The sequence below is a fragment of the Aeromonas sp. QDB54 genome (assembly GCF_027707385.1).
Taxonomy (GTDB): domain Bacteria; phylum Pseudomonadota; class Gammaproteobacteria; order Enterobacterales; family Aeromonadaceae; genus Aeromonas; species Aeromonas hydrophila.
Genome location: NZ_JAPCIT010000008.1, coordinates 213,715 through 238,886, shown reverse-complemented (window position 1 = coordinate 238,886; position 25,172 = coordinate 213,715). Strand labels below are relative to the sequence as shown.

22 protein-coding genes, 3 tRNA genes and 1 rRNA gene are annotated in these 25,172 nt (G+C 56.5%); 1 reads left to right on the top strand and 25 read right to left on the bottom strand.

Annotated elements, in window-relative coordinates; all coding sequences use genetic code 11:
- The 23 genes from PG881_RS10705 to PG881_RS10595 all read right to left on the bottom strand — a co-directional run.
- Positions 1 to 64, bottom strand: a 16S ribosomal RNA gene (locus tag PG881_RS10705); the annotation flags it as partial.
- Between the two features lie 400 nt (positions 65 to 464).
- Positions 465 to 1,007 (bottom strand): D-glycero-beta-D-manno-heptose 1,7-bisphosphate 7-phosphatase, encoded by a 543-nt coding sequence (gmhB, locus tag PG881_RS10700; RefSeq protein ID WP_180345306.1) that lies wholly within the window; start codon positions 1,005 to 1,007, stop codon positions 465 to 467.
- A 112-nt stretch (positions 1,008 to 1,119) separates the two neighbouring features.
- Positions 1,120 to 2,304, bottom strand: a complete 1,185-nt coding sequence (tuf, locus tag PG881_RS10695) for an elongation factor Tu (protein ID WP_011707694.1) — start codon at positions 2,302 to 2,304, stop codon at positions 1,120 to 1,122.
- Positions 2,305 to 2,358: 54 nt separating this feature from the next.
- A complete protein-coding gene (fusA, locus tag PG881_RS10690) occupies positions 2,359 to 4,464 on the bottom strand; it encodes an elongation factor G (protein ID WP_011707695.1) in 2,106 nt (701 codons plus the stop codon).
- Between the two features lie 75 nt (positions 4,465 to 4,539).
- Positions 4,540 to 5,010 carry a 30S ribosomal protein S7 gene (gene rpsG, locus PG881_RS10685; protein ID WP_005306266.1) on the bottom strand — a complete coding sequence of 157 codons (471 nt, stop codon included), beginning with the start codon at positions 5,008 to 5,010 and terminating at the stop codon, positions 4,540 to 4,542.
- A gap of 93 nt (positions 5,011 to 5,103) precedes the next feature.
- On the bottom strand, positions 5,104 to 5,478 hold the full coding sequence (gene rpsL, locus PG881_RS10680; RefSeq protein WP_005306278.1) for a 30S ribosomal protein S12: 375 nt from the start codon (positions 5,476 to 5,478) through the stop codon (positions 5,104 to 5,106).
- A 183-nt stretch (positions 5,479 to 5,661) separates the two neighbouring features.
- Complete coding sequence (gene tusB / locus PG881_RS10675) at positions 5,662 to 5,940, bottom strand: sulfurtransferase complex subunit TusB (protein WP_180345307.1); 279 nt, start codon at positions 5,938 to 5,940, stop codon at positions 5,662 to 5,664.
- A 7-nt stretch (positions 5,941 to 5,947) separates the two neighbouring features.
- Positions 5,948 to 6,304, bottom strand: a complete 357-nt coding sequence (gene tusC / locus PG881_RS10670) for a sulfurtransferase complex subunit TusC (protein ID WP_139704920.1) — start codon at positions 6,302 to 6,304, stop codon at positions 5,948 to 5,950.
- Between the two features lie 9 nt (positions 6,305 to 6,313).
- The gene (gene tusD, locus PG881_RS10665) at positions 6,314 to 6,706 is read right to left on the bottom strand and encodes a sulfurtransferase complex subunit TusD (RefSeq protein WP_016352263.1); all 393 of its coding nucleotides are present in this window, start codon (positions 6,704 to 6,706) and stop codon (positions 6,314 to 6,316) included.
- Between the two features lie 86 nt (positions 6,707 to 6,792).
- Positions 6,793 to 7,173: a RidA family protein gene (locus PG881_RS10660; protein ID WP_011707699.1), complete on the bottom strand. Its 381-nt coding sequence runs from the start codon at positions 7,171 to 7,173 to the stop codon at positions 6,793 to 6,795.
- A gap of 25 nt (positions 7,174 to 7,198) precedes the next feature.
- Positions 7,199 to 7,915 (bottom strand): helix-turn-helix transcriptional regulator, encoded by a 717-nt coding sequence (locus tag PG881_RS10655; RefSeq protein ID WP_005306294.1) that lies wholly within the window; start codon positions 7,913 to 7,915, stop codon positions 7,199 to 7,201.
- A 197-nt stretch (positions 7,916 to 8,112) separates the two neighbouring features.
- Positions 8,113 to 12,417, bottom strand: a complete 4,305-nt coding sequence (rpoC, locus tag PG881_RS10650; RefSeq protein WP_011707700.1) for a DNA-directed RNA polymerase subunit beta' — start codon at positions 12,415 to 12,417, stop codon at positions 8,113 to 8,115.
- A 91-nt stretch (positions 12,418 to 12,508) separates the two neighbouring features.
- Positions 12,509 to 16,537 carry a DNA-directed RNA polymerase subunit beta gene (gene rpoB / locus PG881_RS10645; protein WP_010635847.1) on the bottom strand — a complete coding sequence of 1,343 codons (4,029 nt, stop codon included), beginning with the start codon at positions 16,535 to 16,537 and terminating at the stop codon, positions 12,509 to 12,511.
- 224 nt (positions 16,538 to 16,761) lie between these two features.
- Entirely contained in the window at positions 16,762 to 17,124 is a 363-nt protein-coding gene (gene rplL / locus PG881_RS10640) for a 50S ribosomal protein L7/L12 (protein ID WP_005341840.1), read from the bottom strand.
- A 51-nt stretch (positions 17,125 to 17,175) separates the two neighbouring features.
- Positions 17,176 to 17,676, bottom strand: a complete 501-nt coding sequence (gene rplJ, locus PG881_RS10635) for a 50S ribosomal protein L10 (protein WP_016352265.1) — start codon at positions 17,674 to 17,676, stop codon at positions 17,176 to 17,178.
- A gap of 259 nt (positions 17,677 to 17,935) precedes the next feature.
- Complete coding sequence (rplA, locus tag PG881_RS10630) at positions 17,936 to 18,637, bottom strand: 50S ribosomal protein L1 (protein ID WP_016352266.1); 702 nt, start codon at positions 18,635 to 18,637, stop codon at positions 17,936 to 17,938.
- Between the two features lie 4 nt (positions 18,638 to 18,641).
- Positions 18,642 to 19,070: a 50S ribosomal protein L11 gene (gene rplK / locus PG881_RS10625; protein WP_016352267.1), complete on the bottom strand. Its 429-nt coding sequence runs from the start codon at positions 19,068 to 19,070 to the stop codon at positions 18,642 to 18,644.
- A 133-nt stretch (positions 19,071 to 19,203) separates the two neighbouring features.
- Complete coding sequence (gene nusG / locus PG881_RS10620) at positions 19,204 to 19,755, bottom strand: transcription termination/antitermination protein NusG (protein ID WP_005306318.1); 552 nt, start codon at positions 19,753 to 19,755, stop codon at positions 19,204 to 19,206.
- A 9-nt stretch (positions 19,756 to 19,764) separates the two neighbouring features.
- Positions 19,765 to 20,136 (bottom strand): preprotein translocase subunit SecE, encoded by a 372-nt coding sequence (gene secE / locus PG881_RS10615; RefSeq protein ID WP_011707705.1) that lies wholly within the window; start codon positions 20,134 to 20,136, stop codon positions 19,765 to 19,767.
- A gap of 60 nt (positions 20,137 to 20,196) precedes the next feature.
- Positions 20,197 to 20,273, bottom strand: a tRNA-Trp gene (locus PG881_RS10610).
- 53 nt (positions 20,274 to 20,326) lie between these two features.
- On the bottom strand, positions 20,327 to 21,511 hold the full coding sequence (tuf, locus tag PG881_RS10605; protein WP_011707694.1) for an elongation factor Tu: 1,185 nt from the start codon (positions 21,509 to 21,511) through the stop codon (positions 20,327 to 20,329).
- 171 nt (positions 21,512 to 21,682) lie between these two features.
- Positions 21,683 to 21,757: transfer RNA gene (locus PG881_RS10600), tRNA-Gly, on the bottom strand.
- Between the two features lie 38 nt (positions 21,758 to 21,795).
- Positions 21,796 to 21,880: transfer RNA gene (locus PG881_RS10595), tRNA-Tyr, on the bottom strand.
- A gap of 261 nt (positions 21,881 to 22,141) precedes the next feature.
- On the opposite strand from PG881_RS10595, the gene coaA reads away from it, so the two are divergent.
- Positions 22,142 to 23,080, top strand: a complete 939-nt coding sequence (gene coaA / locus PG881_RS10590) for a type I pantothenate kinase (RefSeq protein ID WP_011707706.1) — start codon at positions 22,142 to 22,144, stop codon at positions 23,078 to 23,080.
- 75 nt (positions 23,081 to 23,155) lie between these two features.
- Here the strand turns inward: coaA and birA are convergent, their stop codons facing one another.
- Together birA and murB are read right to left on the bottom strand one after the other, a co-directional pair.
- Complete coding sequence (birA, locus tag PG881_RS10585) at positions 23,156 to 24,121, bottom strand: bifunctional biotin--[acetyl-CoA-carboxylase] ligase/biotin operon repressor BirA (protein ID WP_270799844.1); 966 nt, start codon at positions 24,119 to 24,121, stop codon at positions 23,156 to 23,158.
- Positions 24,118 to 25,155, bottom strand: coding sequence for a UDP-N-acetylmuramate dehydrogenase (murB, locus tag PG881_RS10580; RefSeq protein WP_270799843.1), 1,038 nt, complete (start codon positions 25,153 to 25,155; stop codon positions 24,118 to 24,120). Before murB ends, birA begins: the two co-directional genes overlap by 4 nt.
- Positions 25,156 to 25,172: the final 17 nt, after the last annotated feature.

The following is a 25,172-nucleotide window of genomic DNA, read 5'->3' as shown; positions in this document are numbered from 1 at the left end:
CGACTTGCATGTGTTAGGCCTGCCGCCAGCGTTCAATCTGAGCCATGATCAAACTCTTCAATTTAAGTTTGGTTGCCTGTTAAGGCGGCTCAATGAATTGCTGAATTAACTGCTGCAACTAAAAGTTGCTTTGGTCACTTCATCAGACATTGATATCAAAAATTGTTTTTGATGCTCGATGCTGTGAGTGCCCACACAGATTGCTTGATTCAAATTGTTAAAGAGCGACGCAGCTTTTGGCTGCTGCGGGAGTGGCATTCTACTCAACCGCCTTCTCGAGTCAAGCCTTATTTGCACGGGCTTTTCGATGCGACCGACCCGGTTGTTTGCGTTGCCGCTTGCCGTGTCGATGGAGGCGCATTATAGGGAGCTGAAACTTTCTGGCAAGCAGATAATTACAAAAAGATGGCTTTCATCGTTCAACCGCTCACAAAGCCACCAAAAAGCATTTAAAACCAGCAAAATCAGGCCACGGTGGGGGCAGCTACGGCAAAATCATGCAAATTGTCATAGATGGCATCGGCCAGCTCGACACCAGCATCCGTTACCGGCTTGCCCGTTCTGACCATGATCTTATGACCAACCCCGGCATTGATGGCGGCTTTCATATCGGAAGGCTTGTCACCCACCATATAAGAACGGCTCATATCGATGTTCAGTTCTTGCTTGGCAAGCAGCAGCATTCCCGGTTCTGGTTTGCGGCAATCACAGGGAGCACCATGCTCCGGATGATGCGGGCAGAAGTAGATACCATCGAGGTCCACGTCGCGATCTGCCAATGACCAATCCATCCACTCGGTCAGGTTCATGAAATCATCTTCACTGAAATAACCGCGGGCGATACCAGACTGGTTGGTGACAACGACCAGCAGATACCCTTTCTTCTTCATCAACTGCAGGGCTTCAATGACCCCGGGCAAAAAGTGGAAATCATCTACCTTGCTGACATAACCGGTGTCTTCGTTGATGACACCATCACGATCCAGAAAAATGGCTGGTTTGCTCACAGAAACGACCTCTATCAATGATTTCGCAAAGTATCTCACAGGCAATTTAAAGCCCCAAAAGTAAAAGGGGTGGCCGAAGCCACCCCTTTCATGTGCGTATTTAAAGTATCGATTAAGCGATAACTTTAGCTACAACACCAGCACCTACGGTACGGCCACCTTCACGGATGGCGAAACGCAGGCCGTCGTCCATCGCGATCGGCGCAATCAGGGTAACAACCATCTTGATGTTGTCGCCCGGCATTACCATCTCTACGCCTTCCGGCAGTTCGATGGTACCGGTCACGTCGGTAGTACGGAAGTAGAACTGCGGACGGTAGCCTTTGAAGAACGGGGTATGACGACCACCTTCTTCTTTGGACAGCACGTACACTTCAGATTCAAACTTGGTGTGCGGCTTGATGGTGCCCGGCTTGGCCAGTACCTGACCACGCTCTACGTCTTCACGCTTCACGCCACGCAGCAGTGCACCGATGTTCTCGCCTGCACGACCTTCGTCCAGCAGCTTACGGAACATTTCAACGCCGGTACAGGTGGTCTTGGTGGTATCTTTGATACCAACGATTTCCACTTCTTCACCAACTTTGACGATACCGCGCTCTACACGACCGGTTACTACGGTACCACGGCCAGCGATGGAGAATACGTCTTCGATAGGCATCAGGAACGGCAGGTCGATGGCACGCTCCGGCTCCGGAATGTAGGTGTCCAGGTGGCCAGCCAGTTCCAGGATCTTCTCTTCCCACTGAGCTTCGCCTTCCAGCGCTTTCAGTGCAGAACCACGGACTACCGGCAGGTCATCACCCGGGAAGTCGTACTCGGACAGCAGTTCGCGAACTTCCATCTCAACCAGTTCCAGCAGCTCTTCGTCATCTACCATGTCACACTTGTTCATGAACACGATGATGTACGGAACGCCTACCTGACGACCCAGCAGGATGTGCTCACGAGTCTGCGGCATCGGGCCGTCAGTCGCTGCTACTACCAGGATCGCGCCGTCCATCTGGGCAGCGCCGGTGATCATGTTTTTAACGTAGTCGGCGTGACCCGGGCAGTCTACGTGCGCGTAGTGACGGGTAGCGGTGTCGTATTCTACGTGGGAGGTGTTGATGGTGATACCACGCTCACGCTCTTCCGGTGCCTTGTCGATCTGGTCGAAGGCGAAAGCCTTACCACCGAAGTGCTTGGCCAGCACGTTGGTGATAGCGGCAGTCAGGGTGGTTTTACCGTGGTCAACGTGGCCGATGGTGCCGACGTTTACGTGCGGTTTATTACGCTCAAATTTTTCTTTAGACACGACGTAGTCCTTCTAGGTTAAACCCGCCTACCGTCGTAGGCGGGGAATCTTAAATTACTTGGATTTGCGCTCTTCGATCACGGCCTGGGCGACGTTGGTCGGGGCATCGTGATACTTGGCGAATTCCATGGCGTAGGAAGCACGACCCTGGGTAGCAGAACGCAGGGCGGTAGCGTAACCGAACATCTCGGCCAGCGGCACCAGGGCACGAACGATCTTGCCGGACGGGCCATCTTCCATGCCTTCGATCAGGCCACGACGACGGTTCAGGTCACCGATCACGTCGCCCATGTAGTCTTCCGGAGTCTCGACTTCTACTTTCATGATCGGTTCGAGCAGAACCGGGTTGGCCTTCATGAAGCCAGCCTTAAAGGCCATGGAAGCAGCGATCTTGAACGCCAGTTCGGAAGAGTCGACATCGTGGTAGGAACCGAAGTGCAGACGCACACCCAGATCCATTACCGGATAACCTGCCAGCGGGCCGGACTTCAGCTGCTCGCGGATACCCTTGTCAACACCCGGGATGAACTCACCAGGAATGACGCCGCCCTTGATGTCGTTGACGAATTCGTAGGCTTTGCCTTCTTCCAGCGGGTACATGTCGATCACAACGTGACCGTACTGACCACGACCACCAGACTGCTTGGCGTGCTTACCTTCGATATCCTTGACGGTGTTACGAATGGTTTCACGGTAGGCAACCTGCGGCTTACCTACGTTCGCTTCTACCTTGAACTCGCGACGCATACGGTCAACGATGATGTCCAGGTGCAGCTCACCCATACCGGCGATGATGGTTTGGCCAGACTCTTCGTCAGTCCATACGCGGAAGGACGGGTCTTCCTGAGCCAGACGGCCCAGAGCCAGGCCCATCTTCTCTTGGTCAGCCTTGGTTTTCGGCTCAACTGCGATGGAGATTACCGGTTCCGGGAATTCCATACGCTCGAGGATGATCGGCGCTTTTTCGTCACACAGGGTGTCACCGGTGGTCACGTCTTTCAGACCGATGGCGGCAGCGATGTCGCCTGCGCGAACTTCTTTGATCTCTTCACGCTTGTTGGCGTGCATCTGAACGATACGGCCAAAACGCTCGCGCTTCTCTTTAACGGAGTTCAGCACGGAGTCACCGGAGTTAACCACACCGGAGTAAACGCGGAAGAAGGTCAGGTTGCCTACGAACGGGTCGGTAGCAATCTTGAATGCCAGAGCAGCGAACGGCTCGTCATCAGAAGCATGACGCTCGTCTTTGGTCTCGCCATCCAGCTTCAGACCGTCGATGGCTGCTACGTCGGTCGGCGCCGGCAGATAGTCAACCACAGCATCCAGCATGGCCTGTACGCCCTTGTTCTTGAACGCGGAGCCACAGGTCACCAGGATGATTTCGTTGTTCAGAACACGCTGACGAAGAGCTTTCTTGATCTCTTCCTCGGTCAGTTCTTCACCACCCAGGTATTTTTCCATCAGGTCTTCAGACGCTTCAGCAGCGGCTTCAACCAGGGTCATGCGCATTTCTTGCGCTTTTTCCAGCAGCTCAGCCGGGACGTCTTCGTAATCGAAGGATACGCCCTGGTCAGCTTCGCTCCAGTTGATGGCTTTCATCTTGACCAGGTCGATAACGCCCTTGAAGTTCTCTTCTGAACCGATGTTCAGTTGCAGCGGAACCGGGTTACCTTTCAGACGGGTCTTGATGTGCTCAACGCAGCGCAGGAAGTTGGCACCGGTACGGTCCATCTTGTTGACGAACGCGATACGGGGAACCTTGTACTTGTTAGCCTGACGCCATACGGTTTCAGACTGTGGCTGTACGCCACCTACGGCACAGTACACCATCACGGCGCCGTCCAGAACACGCATGGAACGCTCTACTTCGATAGTAAAGTCAACGTGGCCCGGGGTATCGATGATGTTGATACGGTGCGGTTGGAACTGTTTGCCCATACCGGACCAGAAAGCGGTGGTCGCGGCGGAGGTGATGGTGATACCACGCTCTTGTTCCTGTTCCATCCAGTCCATGGTGGCGGCGCCATCGTGAACTTCACCGATCTTGTGACTTACACCGGTGTAAAACAGAACGCGCTCGGTAGTAGTAGTCTTACCGGCGTCGATGTGAGCGGAGATACCGATATTACGATAACGCTCAATGGGGGTTGTACGAGCCATTGTCATCCTCTTACTAGGGCACTTGTCCCCAGATAATTAAAGGTGCGCAGAGCCAAAAGACCCTGCGCAAGCGGATTACCAGCGGAAGTGAGCGAAAGCCTTGTTCGCTTCAGCCATACGGTGTACGTCTTCACGTTTCTTGACAGACGAACCCTTATTGTCAGCGGCATCCAGCAGCTCGCCAGCCAAACGCTGAGCCATTGATTTTTCACCACGTTTACGAGCGGCATCAACCAACCAGCGCATTGCCAGGGCATTGCGGCGAACCGGACGAACTTCTACCGGTACCTGATAGGTTGCACCACCGACACGACGAGATTTAACCTCGACGGCCGGACGAATGTTGTCCAGGGCTTCTTCGAATACGGCCAGGTGCTCTTTGCCAGTCTTGGTGGCAATGATGTCCAGCGCGCCATATACGATGGCTTCGGAAACAGATTTCTTACCGTCAACCATTACTACGTTGACAAATTTAGCCAGCAGCTCTGATCCGAACTTGGGATCCGGCAGGATTTTACGCTGACCAACAACACGACGTCTTGGCATTTCAAATTCTCCGTAACTTCAGGGGTTACCCAAAACTAGAAAGTTATCTAACTAGAAACGAATTAACGTTTGGCCTTACTTAACGGAGAACCATTAAGCTTTCGGACGCTTCACGCCATACTTGGAGCGAGCCTGCTTACGGTCTTTAACACCGGCACAGTCCAACGCACCACGAACGGTGTGATAACGAACACCTGGCAAGTCTTTTACACGACCGCCACGGATCAGAACAACAGAGTGCTCTTGCAGGTTGTGACCTTCACCGCCGATGTAGGAGGTGACTTCGAAGCCGTTGGTCAGACGTACACGGCATACTTTACGCAGTGCAGAGTTAGGCTTCTTCGGGGTGGTGGTGTATACACGGGTGCACACGCCACGCTTCTGAGGGCACGCTTCCAGCGCCGGCACGTTGCTTTTCACAACGAGCTTGATGCGTGGCTTGCGAACCAACTGGTTAATAGTTGCCATCAAAAGGCTCCTGATAATGACTTCATAAACATGTGAAAAATCCTCCCCGCAGATACGGGGACGCGAAATTTTATGCCCTGTTGTCAAGGGAGTCAAGATTTATACAATCCGAGCCAGGAAAGGCAGTGAAGAGGCCTTGGCAAATATCGCTAACAGGCTGAAATAATTATATAAAACTGGCGGTCAGCCAGCCCAGGTCTGCGGCGAGCCTTTTTCCGCGATCAGAGCCACCAAGCCGGCCATGTCCAGATCCAACCCGATCCGTTGTTGCAATCCCCTCGCCTGCAGGTCTTCCCGCATGACATAGAGCGGCACTCCGGCCAACCGTGCACACCACTGAGGGGCCGTGGCAGCGACGACGGCATCCTGTATCAGTACCAGCACATCCTCCGGCTGGCGATAAGTCAGCGCCTGTTCCAGGTCCTGGCTCTGGAAGGGAGAGGTCAATATCAGCTGTATCATGGTCACCTCAAAAGCAGATGTGGGTCGCACAGGCATCCCACTGGTGCCGGATGTCGGTGCGGGACAGGCAGGTCACGGGGATCAGCAGATCCGCCACCGTCAGGCCACGCTCTGCCAGCGAGTCGGTGCACACATAGACCTCCTCGATGTCGTAGAGCTCGAGCAGTTTGAAGGTCGGCGCATAGTGACGCTGCAAGATGGCCTGCGGCTGCTGCTCCCTGAGCAGCTGCAGCACGCCATCCCCGATGAGGAACAGGGCCAGCGACTCGGTCATGGCCGAAGTGGCCAACAGGGCATCCAGACCTTCCCGCCCGGCGGCGGTACCGTGCGGCCCACGCCGGCAAATAAACGCTATCTTGTGCATCGCAGCCTCCTAAAACTGGACGAATCGATCGGCGGTCAGGCTGGCCTCCGCCAGCTGACCCAGACCGCTCAGGCAAAATGGCGGCTCCAGGTTGAAGTGTGCCCTGCCCAGCCCCTTGGCCTCCTGCTCATCCAGCACACCGCGCCGCATGGCGGCAGCGACGCACACATCGATACGGATCCCTTGCTGGTTGGCCAGTTCACGCCACAGGGCGACCAGGTTGCTCTCATCGGAGGCTGGAGCATGCAGCCCGTTGCCGTTGCAGACCCCATCCTGGTAGAAGAACAGGTGAGACAAGCGATGGCCCTGCTCGATGAGGCTCAAGGCAAAGCGATAGGCGGTGCTGGCCGATTGGGTACCATAGGCGGGCCCCGTTACCAGCAGGGCAAAATTCAGACTCATATCCGGACTCCTGCGCATGTGTTCGTCCATTCTACGCCAAACACAAAAAAGCCCCTCCTGGGAGGGGCTCTTCGTGCAGCCTTGGATCAGACGTAAGCGATGGCTTCGACTTCAACCAGCACATCCTTCGGCAGACGCGCCACTTCCACGCAGGAGCGGGCAGGAGCGGCGTCACCGAAGTAACGGGCATAAACCTGGTTGAAGGCAACAAAGTTGTTCATGTCGCTGAGGAAGCAGGTGGTCTTCAGCACCTTGCCGGTATCGGCTCCCGCTTCCTTCAATACTGCAACCAGGTTCTTCATCACCTGCTCGGCCTGCGCTTCGATACCGCCAGCCACTATCTCCATGGTGGCCGGATCGAGCGGGATCTGCCCGGAGGTGAAGACCAGCTCGCCCAGTTTGGTGGCCTGAACATACGGGCCAATTGCGGCAGGAGCCTTGTCGGTTGCAATAACTTCTTTAGCCATTCTTGTCTATCCCCTTCTATGGCGCTTACTCGTTTTCGTCTTCACCCTGCTTGCGCTGTCGGATGTACAGATAAACGGTATGTTTGGAAATGTTCAGCTTGTCGGCGACCAGGTTGATCGAGTCCTTGATATCAAATATGCCCTTCTCGAACAGCTGGGTCACGATAAACCTGTTTTTAGCATTGTTGGCAACGGTCGGATCGCGGTTGATCTCGTCGATGGTATTGTCCACCGTCTGGGCAACCAGCTCTTCCACACTGTTGGCAAAGGTCTCCGGCGACTGACGCTCGACTTGTTGCGGCGTCGGGAAAAATTCGGCGACGAACTCGTGAAAAGGCGCGTTGATGTGCAGGTTGATACAGATGAGGCCGATCACCTGCTTGTCGCTGTTCCTGATGGCGATGGTACTCGACTTCATCAGGGCACCGGTACGGCTGCGAGCAAAATAGCTCTGGGTGTAATCCTGGCCGGTATTCTCGATGTCCTTGAGCATACGCAGCGCGAGATCGGTAATGGGGGCCCCCTCATTCCGTCCCGTATTGAACCCGTTGGCAATCTTGATCACGGACTCGTGCAGATTTTCCAGGGAGTGAAGCACCACTTCACAGTGCTTGCCGAACAACTCGGCCAAGCCATCGATCAGCCCATCGTATGAGCGCAACAATTCCCTGTCTTCGTCTGTAAAAGTGCGACCGATCAGCTGCTCTTCGGGAAGCATCACTTCCTCGATACCGACAGTCATGTTCTACCCCTGTAATACCCATTCAACTTTCCCGAGTTTTCAGTCGCGAGGAGTCAATGTCAACTTTTTTTGATTTTTTACTCTGCAACCTTGCTCTGGATCATCCGAATATCCGCGTGGCGTCTGGCTTTGACGAGAAAATCGACAATAAAAAAGGGCCCCATGAAGGGGCCCTTTTCAATCGCTACAGCGGAAGATTACTCTTCGTCAAAACTGCCGGCTGCGTTGAGCAGATCCGCCAGGTTTTGCTGGGCTTCATCGGCAGTTACCTGCGGCACACCAACAGCACGAGCTGCGGCGGCACGCTGGTTGATCCGGCCGTGGTGGTAGGCAAAGCCAGTACCAGCCGGGATCAGACGACCCACGATTACGTTCTCTTTCAGACCACGCAGTTCGTCACGCTTGCCGCCAACGGCCGCTTCGGTCAGAACTCGGGTGGTTTCCTGGAAGGAAGCCGCGGAGATGAAGGACTCGGTGCTCAGAGATGCCTTGGTAATACCCATCAGGATGTGACGGAAGGTGGCCGGGGTCTTGCCCTCAGCAACCAGCTTACGGTTGGCAATCTTCACGCGAGCCACTTCAACCTGTTCGCCTTCGATCAGGTCGGTGTCGCCAGCGCTCAGGATCTCGCACTTGCGCAGCATCTGACGCACGATGACTTCGATGTGCTTGTCGTTGATCTTAACGCCTTGCAGACGGTAAACGTCCTGCACTTCGTTGGCGATGTAGTTGGCGACCGGGCTGATACCGCGCAGACGCAGAATGTCGTGAGCAGACTCAGGACCGTCCGCCAGCACTTCACCCTTCTCAACTTTTTCACCTTCGAACACGTTCAGGTTACGCCACTTCGGAATCATCTCCTCGTAGACATCGCCACCATCGGTCGGGGTGATGACCAGACGGCGTTTGCCCTTGGTCTCTTTCCCGAAGGAGATGGTACCGGAGATCTCGGCCAGAATTGCCGGTTCCTTCGGTTGACGTGCTTCGAACAGATCCGCAACGCGCGGCAGACCACCGGTGATGTCCTTGGTACCGCCGGACTCTTGCGGGATACGCGCTACCGCGTCACCCACGCCCACGTTGGCACCATCTTCCAGGTTCACGATCGCCTTGCCCGGCAGGAAGTACTGGGCGGCTACATCGGTACCCGGGATCATCACGTCCTTGCCATTCAGGTCGACCAGTTTCACGGTCGGACGCATCTCTTTACCGGCGCTCGGACGCTCGTTGACATCCAGCACGACGATGGAGGAGAGACCGGTCAGCTCGTCGGTCTGACGAGTAATGGTCACGCCATCGATCATGTGTTCGAAGTGCAGGCGACCCGCTACTTCGGTGATGATCGGGTGAGTGTGCGGATCCCAGTTGGCAACGGTCTCGCCAGCGTTCACGGCCTGGCCGTCCTTCACTTCCAGCACGGAACCGTAAGGCAGCTTGTGGCTTTCCTTGGTACGGCCCATCTCGTCCATGATGGTCAGTTCGGTAGAACGGGAGGTGATAACCAGTTTGTCATCGCTGTTGTGAACGAACTTGGCGTTCTGCAGCTTGATGCTACCGGTATTCTTGACCTGGATGCTGCTCTCGGCAGCGGCACGGGATGCGGCACCACCGATGTGGAAGGTACGCATCGTCAGCTGGGTACCCGGTTCACCGATGGACTGGGCGGCGATAACACCGACAGCCTCACCCTTGTTAACCAGGTGACCACGGGCCAGATCACGGCCGTAGCAGTGAGCACAGTTACCGAAGTCGGTCTCACAGGTGATGGCAGAACGTACCTTCACGCGGTCAACGGAGTTGCGCTCCAGCAGGTCACACAGCTGCTCGTCGAGCAGGGTGTTGCGTGCTACCAGCACTTCGTCTTCAGTACCCGGCTTGATCACGTCATCGGCAACCACACGGCCCAGCACGCGCTCACGCAGCGGTTCGACCACGTCGCCACCTTCGATCAGCGGAGTCATCCACAGACCTTCGGTAGTGCCGCAATCGTCCTCGGTGATCACCATGTCCTGTGCCACGTCAACCAGACGACGAGTCAGGTAACCGGAGTTAGCAGTCTTCAGTGCGGTATCCGCCAGCCCCTTACGAGCACCGTGAGTGGAGATGAAGTACTGCAGTACGTTCAGACCTTCGCGGAAGTTCGCGACGATCGGGGTCTCGATGATGGAGCCATCCGGCTTGGCCATCAGGCCACGCATACCGGCCAGCTGACGGATCTGGGCTGCGGAACCCCGCGCACCAGAGTCGGCCATCATGAAGATGCTGTTGAACGAGGCTTGCTCTTCTTCTTCACCCAGCGAGTTGACGTTACGCTCTTTGGACAAGTTCTCCATCATGGCCTTGGAGACGCGCTCGTTGGCGCTGGCCCAGATATCGATAACCTTGTTGTAGCGTTCGCCCGCGGTCACCAGACCGGACAGGAACTGGTCCTGGATCTCGGCAACTTCGGCTTCGGCAGCGGCGATGATGTCTTTCTTGGCATCCGGGATGACCATGTCATCGATACCAACGGAAGCACCGGACAGGGCCGCATAGTGGAAACCGGTATACATCAGCTGGTCAGCGAAGATGACGGTGTCCTTCAGGCCCTGCTTGCGATAGCAGGTGTTCAGCAGACGGGAGATGAGCTTTTTGCCCAGCGCCTTGTTGGATACGGATTTGATCCAGTTCTGCGGGTTGGCATCCAGGTCAGCCTGCTCTGCAGCAGTCAGCACCTTCGGCTCGTCGATCAGCGCGTATTCCATGCCTTTCGGCAGGATCAGGCTCAGGATCGCACGACCAACGGTGGTGTTCTTCATCTCGGTGTGAGCACGCAGCGAACCGTCTTCCTGACGCAGGTATTCGGTGATGCGAACTTTCACGCGAGCATGCAGATCGGCCAGACCGGCGCGGTATACCTTCTCGGCTTCTTTCGGGCCGGACAGCACCATACCTTCGCCCTTGGCGTTGATACGGGCGCGGGTCATGTAGTACAGACCCAAGACCACGTCCTGAGACGGAACGATGATCGGCTCACCGGAGGCAGGCGACAGGATGTTGTTGGTGGACATCATCAGCGCGCGCGCTTCCAGCTGGGCTTCCAGGGTCAGCGGTACGTGGACCGCCATCTGGTCACCGTCGAAGTCCGCGTTATAGGCGGCACAGACGAGCGGGTGCAGCTGGATAGCCTTGCCTTCGATCAGGGTCGGTTCAAACGCCTGGATACCCAGACGGTGCAGGGTCGGTGCACGGTTGAGCAGAACCGGGTGTTCGCGGATCACTTCGTCCAGGATGTCCCAAACGACAGCTTCTTCGCGCTCCACCATCTTCTTGGCGGCCTTGATGGTGGTCGCCAGACCGCGGGATTCCAGCTTGCCATAGATGAACGGCTTGAACAGCTCCAGCGCCATCTTCTTCGGCAGACCGCACTGATGCAGACGCAGCGTCGGACCTACGGTGATAACGGAACGACCGGAGTAGTCGACACGCTTACCGAGCAGGTTCTGACGGAAACGACCTTGCTTACCCTTGATCATGTCGGCCAAGGATTTCAGCGGGCGCTTGTTGGAGCCGGTGATGGCACGACCACGACGGCCGTTGTCCAGCAGGGCATCGACGGACTCTTGCAGCATGCGCTTTTCGTTGCGCACGATGATGTCCGGAGCAGCCAGATCCAGCAGGCGCTTCAAGCGGTTGTTACGGTTGATCACGCGACGGTACAGATCGTTCAGATCGGAGGTCGCGAAACGGCCGCCGTCCAGCGGTACCAACGGACGCAGGTCCGGCGGCAGCACGGGCAGCACTGTCATGATCATCCACTCCGGCTTGTTGCCGGACTGCAGGAAGGCTTCCATCAGCTTCAGGCGCTTGGTGGTCTTCTTGCGCTTGGTCTCGGAGTTGGTCTGATCCAGCTCTTCGCGCATGGTGCGCACTTCGCCTTCCAGATCGATGGCGCGCAGCAATGCCAGGATTGCTTCGGCACCCATCTTGGCGTCGAATTCGTCGCCCCACTCTTCCAGTGCGTCCAGGTACTGCTCTTCGGACAGCATCTGGCTGCGCTCGAGGTTGGTCATGCCGGGTTCGATCACTACATAGGATTCGAAATACAGCACGCGCTCGATGTCACGCAGGGTCATGTCCAGCAGCAGACCGATACGGGACGGCAGGGACTTCAGGAACCAGATATGGGCAGTCGGGCTGGCCAGCTCGATGTGGCCCATACGCTCACGACGGACCTTGGTCTGGGTCACTTCTACGCCGCACTTCTCACAGATCACACCACGGTGTTTCAGGCGCTTATACTTGCCGCACAGACACTCGTAGTCCTTCACCGGTCCGAAGATACGGGCGCAGAACAGACCATCACGTTCCGGCTTGAAAGTCCGGTAGTTGATGGTCTCAGGCTTTTTGACCTCACCGAATGACCAGGAGCGGATCATGTCAGGAGAGGCCAGACCGATCTTGATACTGTCAAACTCTTCGGTCTTGGTCTGAGCCTTCAAAAACTTGAGTAAGTCTTTCACGTGTTTCCCCTGTCAGGAGTCTAACCTCGGCGCCCCTACTGCCGAAACAGCGGGGCGCCCACGTCAATTCTCGAACAATAAGAGCGAGCTCTTACTCTTCGTCCAGCTCGATGTTGATACCCAGAGAGCGGATTTCCTTCAGCAATACGTTGAAGGATTCGGGCATGCCCGGCTCCATACGGTGGTCGCCATCCACGATGTTCTTGTACATCTTGGTACGGCCGTTCACATCGTCAGACTTGACGGTCAGCATCTCCTGCAGGGTATATGCCGCACCGTAAGCCTCCAGGGCCCACACTTCCATCTCACCGAAACGCTGACCACCGAACTGTGCCTTACCACCCAGCGGCTGCTGGGTAACCAGGCTGTAAGAACCGGTAGAACGCGCGTGCATCTTGTCGTCTACCAGGTGGTTCAGCTTCAGCATGTACATGTAACCCACGGTGACCTTACGCTCGAAGGCGTTACCGGTACGACCGTCGAACAGGGCGATCTGACCGGATTCCGGCAGGTCGGCCAGCTTCAGCAGGGCCTTGATTTCACGCTCTTTGGCGCCATCAAAGACCGGCGTTGCTACCGGCAGACCCTTGCGCAGGTTACCGACCAGGGTACGTACGTCGTCGTCGGACAGCTCGGCCACGTTCACTTGCTGGGTGTCTTTCTCGCCCAGGTCATAGACCTGTTGCAGGAAGTCACGCATCTCGTGCAGTTCGCGCTGTTCCTTGACCATGCGGTCGATCTTCTCGCCGATGCCCTTGGCCGCGAGGCCCAAGTGCACTTCGAGGATCTGACCGATGTTCATACGGGACGGTACGCCCAACGGGTTCAGAACGATGTCGACCGGACGGCCGTACTCGTCATGGGGCATATCCTCGACCGGACAGATCTTGGAGATAACACCCTTGTTACCGTGACGACCCGCCATCTTGTCACCCGGCTGGATGCGACGCTTGACGGCCAGATAGACCTTGACGATCTTCAGTACGCCCGGCGCCAGGTCATCGCCCTGGATGATCTTGCGACGCTTGTTCTCGAATTTCTTGTCGAACTCGGCCTTCAGCTCAACGTGCTGTTCAGCGATCTGTTCCAGCTCGATTTGCTTGGCTTCATCTTCGATGGCCAATTCAAACCATTTGGAGCGATCGAGCTTGTTCAGACGGTCTTCGCTGTAACCGGCGGCCAGCAGCAGGTTGCGGGAGCGGCCGAAAATGCCGTCTTCCAGGATCTTGAACTCTTCGGTCAAGTCCTTCTTCGCTTCCTTCAACTGCATCTCTTCGATTTCTTTGGCGCGCTTGTCTTTTTCCACGCCATCGCGGGTAAAGACCTGCACGTCAACCACGGTACCGTACACACCGTTCGGCACACGCAGGGAGGAGTCCTTCACATCGGACGCCTTCTCACCGAAGATGGCGCGCAGCAGCTTCTCTTCCGGAGTCAGCTGGGTTTCACCTTTCGGCGTTACCTTACCGACCAGAATGTCGCCGCCCTTCACTTCAGCACCCACGTAGACGATACCGGACTCGTCCAGCTTGGACAGAGCGGCTTCACCCACGTTCGGGATGTCAGCAGTGATCTCTTCCGGACCCAGCTTGGTGTCACGGGAGATACAGGCCAGTTCCTGGATGTGAATGGTGGTCAGGCGATCTTCCTGAACAACACGCTCGTTCACCAGGATCGAGTCTTCGAAGTTGTAACCGTTCCACGGCATGAACGCGACGCGCAGGTTCTGACCCAGCGCCAGTTCACCCAGGTCGGTGGACGGGCCGTCAGCCAGCACGTCGCCCGCCATCACCGGCTCACCCAACATCACACACGGACGCTGGTTGATACAGGTGTTCTGGTTGGAACGGGTGTATTTGGTCAGGCTGTAGATGTCGATGCCAGCTTCGCCAGGCAGCAGCTCATCTTCGTTGACCTTGATAACGATACGGGAGGCATCGACGTAGTCGATCATGCCGCCACGCTTGGCCACTACGGTAACACCGGAGTCAACGGCCACAGCGCGTTCCATACCGGTACCAACCAGCGGCTTGTCGGCGCGCAGAGTCGGTACAGCCTGACGTTGCATGTTTGAACCCATCAATGCGCGGTTCGCGTCATCGTGTTCCAGGAATGGGATCAGGGCCGCTGCCACAGATACGATCTGCTGCGGGCTCACGTCCATATACTGGATCTGGTCGGCGTTCATAAAGGTGGATTCACCTTTGTGACGGCACGGGATCAATTCATCTTTCAGACGGCCATCTTCGGTGGTCGCGGCGTTAGCCTGTGCGATCACGTACTTGCCTTCTTCAATAGCAGACAGATAGTCCACTTCGTCGGTGATCACACCGTCAATGACCTTGCGGTACGGGGTCTCGAGGAAACCGTACTCGTTGGTACGAGAGTACACGGACAGAGAGTTGATCAGACCGATGTTCGGACCTTCAGGCGTTTCGATGGGGCACAGACGACCGTAGTGGGTCGGGTGTACGTCTCGAACTTCAAAGCCGGCACGCTCACGAGTCAAACCGCCCGGGCCCAGCGCAGAGATACGGCGCTTGTGGGTCACTTCGGACAGCGGGTTGTTCTGGTCCATGAACTGGGACAGTTGGCTGGAACCAAAGAACTCTTTGACTGCGGCGGAGATCGGCTTGGCGTTGATCAGATCCTGCGGCATCAGGGTGTCCAGGTCGCCCAGGGAGAGACGCTCCTTGACCGCACGCTCGACACGCACCAGACCGACGCGGAACTGGTTTTCAGCCATTTCACCGACAGAACGGATACGACGGTTGCCCAGGTGGTCGATATCGTCCACCTCGTCATTGCCGTTACGGATGTCGATCAGGCGCTTCATCACATCGACGATGTCGTCTTTGGTCAGAGTACCCACGCCGGTCTCGTCTTCACGAGCCAGACGGCGGTTGAACTTCATCCGACCTACGGTAGACAGGTCGTAACGCTCGGAAGAGAAGAACAGGTTCTCGAACAGCTGTTCTGCGGCTTCACGAGTCGGCGGCTCACCCGGACGCATCATGCGATAGATTTCGACCAGCGCTTCCAGGCGGCTGGAGCTGGAGTCGATACGCAGGGTCTCGGACATGTAGGCACCGTGATCCAGTTCGTTGGTGAACAGAACCTCGAAGTGCTTGAAGCCGGCTTGGGAGAGGTTGGCTACCGCTTCCAGGCTCAGCGCCTGGTTGGCAGTCACTACCATCTCGCCAGTTTGCGGATGTGCGTAGTCCTTGGCAGCAACTTTGCCAACAACATACTCAACCGGTACCTCAATCTGGGTAACGGAATCTTTTTCCAACTGACGGATGTGACGCGCAGTCACTCGACGACCGGTCTCAACCACCACGGCGCCATTGGCCACGATGTCAAAGGTCGCAGTTTCACCACGCAGGCGCTCCGGCACCAGATCCATCATCAACTTGCCATCTTTGACTTCGAAACCGATGGTCTCGAAGAAGGTGGCCAGAATCTGTTCGGAACTGAAATCCAGGGCACGCAGAATAATGGATGCCGGCAGTTTACGACGACGGTCGATACGGACAAACAGGTTGTCTTTCGCATCGAACTCGAAGTCCAGCCAGGAGCCACGGTAGGGAATAACGCGCGCGTTATACAGCACCTTACCGGATGAATGTGTTTTGCCTTTATCGTGGTCGAAGAAGACGCCCGGGCTACGATGCAGCTGGGAGACGATTACCCGCTCGGTACCATTGATAACAAAGGTGCCGTTCTCGGTCATGAGCGGAATTTCGCCCATGTATACTTCTTGTTCCTTGATGTCTTTGACGGTGCCGGCAGCTGCTTCACGGTCGTACAGAACCATACGAAGCTTGACACGCAGCGGCGCGGAGTAGGTCACTCCACGGATCTGGCATTCTTTTACGTCAAATACCGGCTCACCCAGGCGATAGCTGACATACTGAAGCTCAGCACTACCGGAGTAACTGGTGATCGGGAAAACGCTACGGAAAGCGGCCTCTAGGCCATATTCACCTTCCGGGTCAGCCTCGATGAACTGCTTGAAGGAGTCCAGCTGAATGGACAACAGATAAGGCGTGTCCAGTACCTGGTCTCGCTTACCGAAGTCCTTACGAATGCGTTTTTTTTCGGTATAAGAGTAAACCATAGGGTTCCTCAGCTCGCTGATAAGTGACCCACTCTGTCCCACGGGACAGCTCTGTCTCAACACCGTTTTGTGTTGGCCCGGACGAATGAAAACAGTCCGGATTGCTGGTGCACCGAGAGTCGTAAACGGTGTGAAATGCTCTCAGTCTACAGCGCAAAAAGGCTGGTGAACAAAAATTCACCAGCCCTAGCCTGTTTTATCAGGCTAATCTACATAAATGCAGATTATTTGATCTCAACAGAAGCACCGGCAGCTTCCAGCTCTTTCTTCAGAGCTTCAGCTTCGTCTTTGGAGACGGCTTCTTTCAGGTTAGCCGGAGCAGCTTCTACCAGGTCTTTGGCTTCTTTCAGGCCCAGACCGGTGGCGCCACGAACGGCTTTGATGACGGCAACTTTGTTGGCACCGGCAGCAGTCAGAACTACGTCGAACTCGGTCTTCTCTTCTACTGCTTCAGCGGCCGGACCGGCAGCAACAGCAACAGCGGCAGAAACACCGAACTTCTCTTCCATAGCTTCGATCAGCTCAACAACTTCCATTACGGACATGGAAGCAACGGCTTCGATAATTTGGTCTTTAGTGATAGACATGACAAAAATTCCTGATGTTGAATAAACTCAAACAGCCTAAATAGGCGAGAATCAAGCAGCAGCTTGCTTCTGATCACGCACAGCAGCGATGGTACGAACCAGCTTGCCAGCAGAGGCTTCCTTCATGGTAGCCATCAACTTCGCAATTGCTTCGTCGTAGGTCGGCAGCGTGGCCAGACGATCAATTTGTGCTGCGGCGATAAACTCACCGTTAAAAGCGCCAGCCTTGATTTCGAACTTTTGGTTCGCTTTGGCAAACTCTTTGAACAGACGAGCGGCAGCGCCCGGGTGTTCGTTAGAGAAAGCAATCAAGGTAGGACCAGACAATACGTCGTTCAGGCAACCGAATTCGGTACCTTCAACTGCGCGACGCAGCAGGGTGTTACGCACAACGCGCATGTACACACCGGCTTCGCGAGCAGATTTACGCAGGCTGGTCATCTTCTCTACAGTCACGCCGCGAGAATCGGCTACAACTGCAGAAAGAGCGCCTTTGGCAGCTTCGTTGACTTCAGCAACAATTGCCTTTTTGTCTTCGAGTCCCAATGCCATTGGCTTAACTCCTGGATTGAATCCGGGTCTAGTTTGACCCAGTACTGACACATCCCCCCTACCTTTACAACAGAGGGGAACGATGCGGTAGCAGGATTCCAGAAGAGAAAGAAATCTTTCTCGCTGGGTTTCCGGCACCGTCTACGCAGGAAGGATTAAGGCCTTGCAGCCACCTGCGGTCTTGGACGGAGGTCGAAACCCCCAACCAATCAAGGCGCAAAATTATAGATTAAATTTTGCGCCTTGTAAAATCCATCAATTAGGCCTGAGCTTCCAGAGAAGCTTGGTCTACGGCAACACCGGCACCCATGGTGGTGGAGATGCTGACTTTCTTGATGAATACACCCTTGGCGGAAGACGGCTTGGCCTTTTTCAGGGCAACCAGCAGAGCTTCCAAGTTTTCTTTCAGCTGAACTTCGTTGAAAGAAACCTTGCCCAGAGTGGTGTGAATGATACCGTTCTTGTCATTACGGTAACGAACCTGACCAGCCTTGGCGTTCTTGACAGCTTCGGCAACGTTAGGAGTTACAGTACCAACTTTCGGGTTCGGCATCAGACCGCGCGGGCCCAGAATTTGACCCAGCTGACCAACAACGCGCATGGCATCCGGGGATGCGATAACTACGTCGAAGTTCATCTCGCCTTTCTTGACCAGATCGGCCAGCTCGTCCATACCAACCAGTTCAGCACCGGCAGCTTTGGCAGCTTCGGCGTTGGCACCTTGGGTGAATACGGCTACGCGCACTTCACGACCGGTACCGTGCGGCAGTACAGTTGCACCACGTACGTTTTGGTCGGATTTACGAGCATCGATACCCAGGTTAACGGCAACGTCAACACTTTCAACGAACTTGGCAGTAGCCAGTTCTTTCAGCAGGGCAATGGCTTCGTTGATGGAGTACTCTTTGGTACCGTCAACTTTTTCGCGAATAACGCGCATACGCTTGGAAAGTTTTGCCATTGTCTTAATCCTCCACTACCAGGCCCATGGAACGAGCGGAGCCGGCGATGCAACGTACTTTTGCATCCAGATCGGCACCGGTCATATCCGGCTCTTTGGTCTTGGCGATTTCTTGCAGCTGAGCCACAGTCACCTTACCAACCTTGTCTTTGTTCGGCTTGGCAGAACCAGACTGGATACCAGCAGCTTTCTTCAGCAGGAAGGAAGCGGGCGGAGTCTTGGTTTCGAAGGTGAAGGAACGGTCGCTGTAAACGGTGATCACGACCGGAGTCGGTGAGCCTTTTTCCAGCTTTTCTGTACGGGCGTTGAATGCCTTACAGAATTCCATGATGTTCACACCGTGCTGACCCAGAGCAGGACCAACGGGAGGGCTGGGGTTAGCACTGCCAGCCTTAACTTGCAGCTTGATATAAGCTGTGACTTTCTTAGCCATTACAAAAATACCTCAGAAATGGGTTCTAACGCCTCGGAGACATGCTCCTGCAAACGGCTCCCCAACTAATAAAGGGGCAGCGAATTATAATGACATTCGCTGCCCCTGACAACCGTTAACGAACAGAGTTTAATCAGCCCTTTTCGACCTGACCAAAATCCAGCTCTACCGGTGTAGAACGACCGAAGATCAAAACGGAGACCTTCACGCGGCTCTTTTCGTAGTCAACCTCTTCAACGGTACCGTTGAAGTCGGCGAACGGGCCATCGGCAACCCGCACCATTTCACCCGGTTCAAACAGGGTTTTCGGACGCGGCTTGTCGTGGGCATCTTGCAGACGATTGAGGATGGCATCCGCTTCTTTATCAGAGATAGGAGCAGGACGATCAGAGGTGCCACCAATGAAGCCCATGACGCGCGGTACGTTGCGTACCAGGTGCCATGTGGTCTCATCCATGATCATCTGAACCAGGACGTAGCCCGGGAAAAACTTGCGCTCACTCTTGCGCTTCTGGCCAGCGCGCATCTCGACCACTTCTTCGGTCGGGACCAGCACTTCACCGAACATGTCTTCCATGCCATGCATCTTGATATGTTCACGCAGGGATTTGGCAACACGGCCTTCATAGCCAGAAAACGCCTGCACCACATACCATCTCATACGTTGTTCACGTTGTTCAGTCATGGCTTATCCTTACACACCGGTAATCAGGTTGACCAACCAGACCAAGGCACCGTCCAGAATGAACAGCAACAGCCCCATCACGGCAGTCACCGCCAGCACAATCAGGGTTGTCTGAATGGCTTCCTGGCGGGTCGGCCATACGACCTTGCGGACTTCCAGGCGAGACTCACGGGCAAATGCCAGTGTCGCCTTTCCCTTGGTGGTTTGCAGGGCTACTGCACCGGCAGCAGCAATGACAACGACCACACCCAGGGCGCGGACGGCAGCGACGACATCGTTGAGCAGGTAATTACCCACTACAGCGGCCGCCAGGATAATGAAAACCAGGCCCCAAAGCAGGGTATCCTTGCTTCCGCCCTGGCTCTCAGAACTAACACTCATACAACCCACCTGTATCTGACGTAACCAAAGACACAAAAGCCCCGTACGAGACGAGGTATATGGCAGGGGCGGCAGGACTCGAACCCGCAACCATCGGTTTTGGAGACCGCTGTTCTACCAATTCGAACTACGCCCCTGCATAAGAAAGCCCCTATTATAGGGGCTTTGCTTTATTTATGTAAGCCAAAGATTAAGCGATAACTTTAGCTACAACACCAGCACCTACGGTACGGCCACCTTCACGGATGGCGAAACGCAGGCCGTCGTCCATCGCGATCGGCGCAATCAGGGTAACAACCATCTTGATGTTGTCGCCCGGCATTACCATCTCTACGCCTTCCGGCAGCTCGATGGTACCGGTCACGTCGGTAGTACGGAAGTAGAACTGCGGACGGTAACCTTTGAAGAACGGGGTATGACGACCACCTTCTTCTTTGGACAGCACGTACACTTCAGATTCGAACTTGGTGTGCGGCTTGATGGTGCCCGGCTTGGCCAGTACCTGACCACGCTCTACGTCTTCACGCTTCACGCCACGCAGCAGTGCACCGATGTTCTCGCCTGCACGACCTTCGTCCAGCAGTTTGCGGAACATTTCAACGCCGGTACAGGTGGTCTTGGTGGTATCTTTGATACCAACGATTTCCACTTCTTCACCAACTTTGACGATACCGCGCTCTACACGACCGGTTACTACGGTACCACGGCCAGCGATGGAGAATACGTCTTCGATAGGCATCAGGAACGGCAGGTCGATGGCACGCTCCGGCTCCGGAATGTAGGTGTCCAGGTGGCCAGCCAGTTCCAGGATCTTCTCTTCCCACTGAGCTTCGCCTTCCAGCGCTTTCAGTGCGGAACCACGGACTACCGGCAGGTCATCACCCGGGAAGTCGTACTCGGACAGCAGTTCGCGAACTTCCATCTCGACCAGTTCCAGCAGCTCTTCGTCATCTACCATGTCACACTTGTTCATGAACACGATGATGTACGGAACGCCTACCTGACGACCCAGCAGGATGTGCTCACGAGTCTGCGGCATCGGGCCGTCAGTCGCTGCTACTACCAGGATCGCGCCGTCCATCTGGGCAGCACCGGTGATCATGTTTTTAACGTAGTCGGCGTGACCCGGGCAGTCTACGTGCGCGTAGTGACGGGTAGCGGTGTCGTATTCTACGTGGGAGGTGTTGATGGTGATACCACGCTCACGCTCTTCCGGTGCCTTGTCGATCTGGTCGAAGGCGAAAGCCTTACCACCGAAGTGCTTGGCCAGCACGTTGGTGATAGCGGCAGTCAGGGTGGTTTTACCGTGGTCAACGTGGCCGATGGTACCCACGTTAACGTGCGGTTTATTACGCTCAAATTTTTCTTTAGACATGATCGTCCCTCTAAACTAACGCTGAGTACGCGGTGGCAAGCTAACCACAGAACAGTTTATATGATGGATTTGAATCTGGTGGGGAAGAGAGGCTGGTGCTGACAGGCAGGTTCGATTGCCGAACTCACCCTAAGGTGTGGCTCTGCTATCGCCTGAGCCGTATCAGCATCTTGGAGCGGGCAGCGGGAATCGAACCCGCATCATCAGCTTGGAAGGCTGAGGTAATAGCCATTATACGATGCCCGCATTTCTCTAACCCAAAGAACTCAAACCGCAGAGAAATATGGTGGAGGGAGAAGGATTCGAACCTTCGAAGGCAGAGCCGTCAGATTTACAGTCTGATCCCTTTGGCCGCTCGGGAACCCCTCCGCTACATAAATGCCACAACGGTAATTCTGCTTGCACCCGTTGTTTTATCGCTTTTGCCGAGCAAATAGACGACAGACATCTAAGCGTCGCGCATTTTATGGTAAGCATTTTGGGGATGCAACCATTGCGCCTTGCAAAATGTGCATTATTGCCGGGAACCAGGCAAAAAAGGACTCACTCTCCGCTCGAAACCGTCGCTTCTCTTGTCGCTCCCCACCCCTTGGTGTATGGTCGCCCTGCCCAAGAAACAGTGATGACACCATGACGACAGAGCATAACCCCTATCTGCAATTCACCCGCGAACAATGGGCGTTATTGCGCGACTCGGTCCCTTTGACCCTGACCGAGCACGATCTGCAGACCCTGCGCGGGATCAATGAAAAGGTGTCATTGCAGGAGGTGGAAGAGATCTACCTGCCCCTCTCCCGCCTGCTCAACCTCTACGTCAAGGCCAAGCAGCGCCGCAGCCGGGTACTGGAACAGTTTCTCGGTCAGTCCCGCGGCAAGGGTACCTACATCATCAGCATCGCCGGCAGCGTGGCGGGGGGCAAGAGCACCACGGCGCGCATCATGCAGGCATTGCTGGAGCGCTGGCCGGAGCACCCGCGGGTGGAACTGGTCACCACCGACGGCTTTCTCTATCCCAACAAGGTGCTGGAAGAGCGCGGCCTGATGCGCCGCAAGGGTTTCCCGGAATCCTATGACATCCGTCATCTGGTGGAATTTGTCGCCAACATCCGCGCCGGCCACGAAAAGGTCGAAGCGCCCGTCTACTCCCACCTTATCTACGACATCATCCCTGACGAGAAGAAGGTGGTGGAGCAGCCGGACATCCTGATCCTCGAAGGGCTCAATGTACTGCAGAGCGGCATGGATTATCCGCAGGAGCCTCACCGGGTCTTCGTCTCCGATTTCGTCGACTTCTCCATCTATGTGGACGCCGAGGCCGAGCTGCTGCGCACCTGGTATATCGAGCGCTTCCTCAAATTCCGCAGCGGCGCCTTCTCGGATCCCGACTCCTACTTCCACCACTACGCCAAGCTGGCGGAGAGTGAAGCGACCAAGATTGCCAACAACATCTGGCAAGATATCAACTATCTGAATTTGAAAGAGAACATCCTGCCGACCAGGGAACGGGCCAACCTGATCCTGACCAAGGGCAACGAGCATGCCATCGAGCAGATCAAGCTGCGCAAGTAGCGGCTACCAACACGAATCACAATGAAGAGGGGGCCCGCAGGCCCCCTCTTCTATTCATGACGATCGCCACCGCCTTCAGTCGCCCCGGCGCAGGGAGATCTCGCCACCCAGGTAGAACTTGATCCCCTCTGCGGTCTCCAGCCGCAGGGCGCCGCGATCATCGATGCCGCGCGCCACGCCGCGGATCTCCTGCTCGCCCATCAGCAGCCGCACCGGCCGGCCGGCGAAGTGGTCGAGCCGGTTCCAGTCCGCCACGAAGCTGGCGAGGCCACTCTGTTCGAAGGTGAGCATGGCCTGCTGCAGGTGGTCGAGCACCCGGCCGGCCAGCAGATTGCGATCCACCAATTCCGGCTGGATGTGGCGCAGTTCGGACCAGGCCTGATCGATCCGCTCCCCCTCCCGGCTCGGCATCGCCAGATTGAGGCCGACCCCGATCACCAGATGACAGCTGGCACCGGCACTGCCGCTCATCTCCACCAGAATGCCCGCCAGTTTGCGACCCTGATAATAGAGGTCATTGGGCCATTTCAGCTCCACCCCCGGATAACCGAGGGATTCCAGCGCCTGCACCACGGCCACGCCGACCGCCAGACTCAGCCCCATGGCGGCCGCCATGCCCTGCTCGAGCCGCCAGTACATGCTGAGGATCAGCTGGCACCCGAAGGGGGAGACCCAGGGCTTGCCGCGCCGGCCACGACCGGCGGTCTGGCACTCGGCCAGGCAGCTCTCGCCGGAGCTCAGCTGGTTGACCCGCTCCAGCAGGTACTGGTTGGTGGAATCGATGACCGGAAAGCAGTGTACCGGCGCCATGGGCGCCAACGCCTGCAGCTGCGCCTCGTCATAGAGCGCCATCGGCACCGCCAGCCGATAACCCTTGCCGGTCAGGCTGAACAAGTCCAGCCCCAGCTCCTTGAGCGCGGCCATGTGCTTGCTGACCGCCGCCCGGCTGATGCCAAGCCGCTCACCCAGCTGTTCGCCGGAGTGAAACTGGCCGTCGCTGAGCAGGGTGATCAGGGTCTGTCTGATGGGGGTCAGGGTCATGAGAGCACCTCGTCGAGCCAGGTTTCACCGCTGCGCCCCATGAAACGCACCTCGTGTTCCAGCAGCACGCCGAACTTCTGCTCCACGCTGTCGCGTACGTGAGCCGCCAGGGCGATCAGCTCCATGGCGCTAGCCCCACCCAGGTTGACCAGCACCAGGGCCTGCTCCTGATGCACGGCAGCGCGGCCGATGGCAAACCCCTTGAGGCCGCACTGATCGATGAGCCAGCCCGCGGCCAGCTTGGCCTGCCCGTCAGCGGTCGGGTAACAGGGCATGTGCGGATATTGCTGCTTGAGCCGGTCGGCCTGCGCCGTCGTCACCACGGGGTTCTTGAAGAAGCTGCCGGCATTGCCGAGCACGGCCGGATCCGGCAGCTTGGCCATGCGGGTGGCGCAGACGGTATCGAAGATGGCCTGCGCCGTGGGCTGCTCACCGAGCGCGGCCAGCGGGCCATAACCTGCCACCGGCCGCCAGGCCTTGGCGAGGCGCAGCCCGACGGCGGTGATGAAGTGGCTGTCCTGACAGGCATGCTTGAAGATGCTGTCGCGATAGCCGAACCCGCAGGCGGCCGCCTCGATGCGCTCCAGCTGGCCACTCTGCCAGTTGAACGCCTCCACATAGGCGCAAACGCTGGCCAGCTCGACCCCGTAGGCGCCGATATTCTGCACCGGAGCGGCCCCGACCGTGCCCGGGATCAGCGCCAGGTTCTCGAGCCCGAACCAGCCCTGCTGCAGGGTATGGCACACCAGATCATGCCAGTTCTCGCCGGCCGCCACGTGCAGCAACCAGTGATCCCCCTCGTCGTGCAGCGTTATCCCCTTGAGCCGGTTGAGCACTACGACACCGGCGAAGTCATCGCAAAACAGCACGTTGCTGCCACCGCCCAGCACCAGCCGCGGCAAGCCGGCCAGCTCGGGGTTGGCTACCAGTTGCGGCAGATCGTCGATCCGTTCCACTTCGGCCAGCCAGCGGCAATGGGCATCGAGGGCGAGGGTGTTGAGCGTCAACAAGGAGGCGTAAGGGGTGAGTTTCATCTGCGTGTCCCGACAAT

Bases quoted from the DNA above. Each gene is read 5' to 3' on its own strand.
- tuf (WP_011707694.1), bottom strand. From the start codon at position 21,511: ATGTCTAAAGAAAAATTTGAGCGTAATAAACCGCACGTTAACGTGGGT.
- murB (WP_270799843.1), bottom strand. From the start codon at position 25,155: ATGAAACTCACCCCTTACGCCTCCTTGTTGACGCTCAACACCCTCGCC.
- coaA (WP_011707706.1), top strand. From the start codon at position 22,142: ATGACGACAGAGCATAACCCCTATCTGCAATTCACCCGCGAACAATGG.
- rpoB (WP_010635847.1), bottom strand. From the start codon at position 16,537: ATGGTTTACTCTTATACCGAAAAAAAACGCATTCGTAAGGACTTCGGT.
- rpsG (WP_005306266.1), bottom strand. From the start codon at position 5,010: ATGCCAAGACGTCGTGTTGTTGGTCAGCGTAAAATCCTGCCGGATCCC.
- rplJ (WP_016352265.1), bottom strand. From the start codon at position 17,676: ATGGCATTGGGACTCGAAGACAAAAAGGCAATTGTTGCTGAAGTCAAC.
- tusD (WP_016352263.1), bottom strand. From the start codon at position 6,706: ATGAGTCTGAATTTTGCCCTGCTGGTAACGGGGCCCGCCTATGGTACC.
- rplL (WP_005341840.1), bottom strand. From the start codon at position 17,124: ATGTCTATCACTAAAGACCAAATTATCGAAGCCGTTGCTTCCATGTCC.
- birA (WP_270799844.1), bottom strand. From the start codon at position 24,121: ATGACCCTGACCCCCATCAGACAGACCCTGATCACCCTGCTCAGCGAC.
- PG881_RS10655 (WP_005306294.1), bottom strand. From the start codon at position 7,915: ATGACTGTCGGTATCGAGGAAGTGATGCTTCCCGAAGAGCAGCTGATC.
- secE (WP_011707705.1), bottom strand. From the start codon at position 20,136: ATGAGTGTTAGTTCTGAGAGCCAGGGCGGAAGCAAGGATACCCTGCTT.
- fusA (WP_011707695.1), bottom strand. From the start codon at position 4,464: ATGGCTCGTACAACCCCCATTGAGCGTTATCGTAATATCGGTATCTCC.
- tusC (WP_139704920.1), bottom strand. From the start codon at position 6,304: ATGCACAAGATAGCGTTTATTTGCCGGCGTGGGCCGCACGGTACCGCC.
- nusG (WP_005306318.1), bottom strand. From the start codon at position 19,755: ATGACTGAACAACGTGAACAACGTATGAGATGGTATGTGGTGCAGGCG.
- rpsL (WP_005306278.1), bottom strand. From the start codon at position 5,478: ATGGCAACTATTAACCAGTTGGTTCGCAAGCCACGCATCAAGCTCGTT.
- rplK (WP_016352267.1), bottom strand. From the start codon at position 19,070: ATGGCTAAGAAAGTCACAGCTTATATCAAGCTGCAAGTTAAGGCTGGC.
- PG881_RS10660 (WP_011707699.1), bottom strand. From the start codon at position 7,173: ATGGCTAAAGAAGTTATTGCAACCGACAAGGCTCCTGCCGCAATTGGC.
- tusB (WP_180345307.1), bottom strand. From the start codon at position 5,940: ATGATACAGCTGATATTGACCTCTCCCTTCCAGAGCCAGGACCTGGAA.
- rplA (WP_016352266.1), bottom strand. From the start codon at position 18,637: ATGGCAAAACTTTCCAAGCGTATGCGCGTTATTCGCGAAAAAGTTGAC.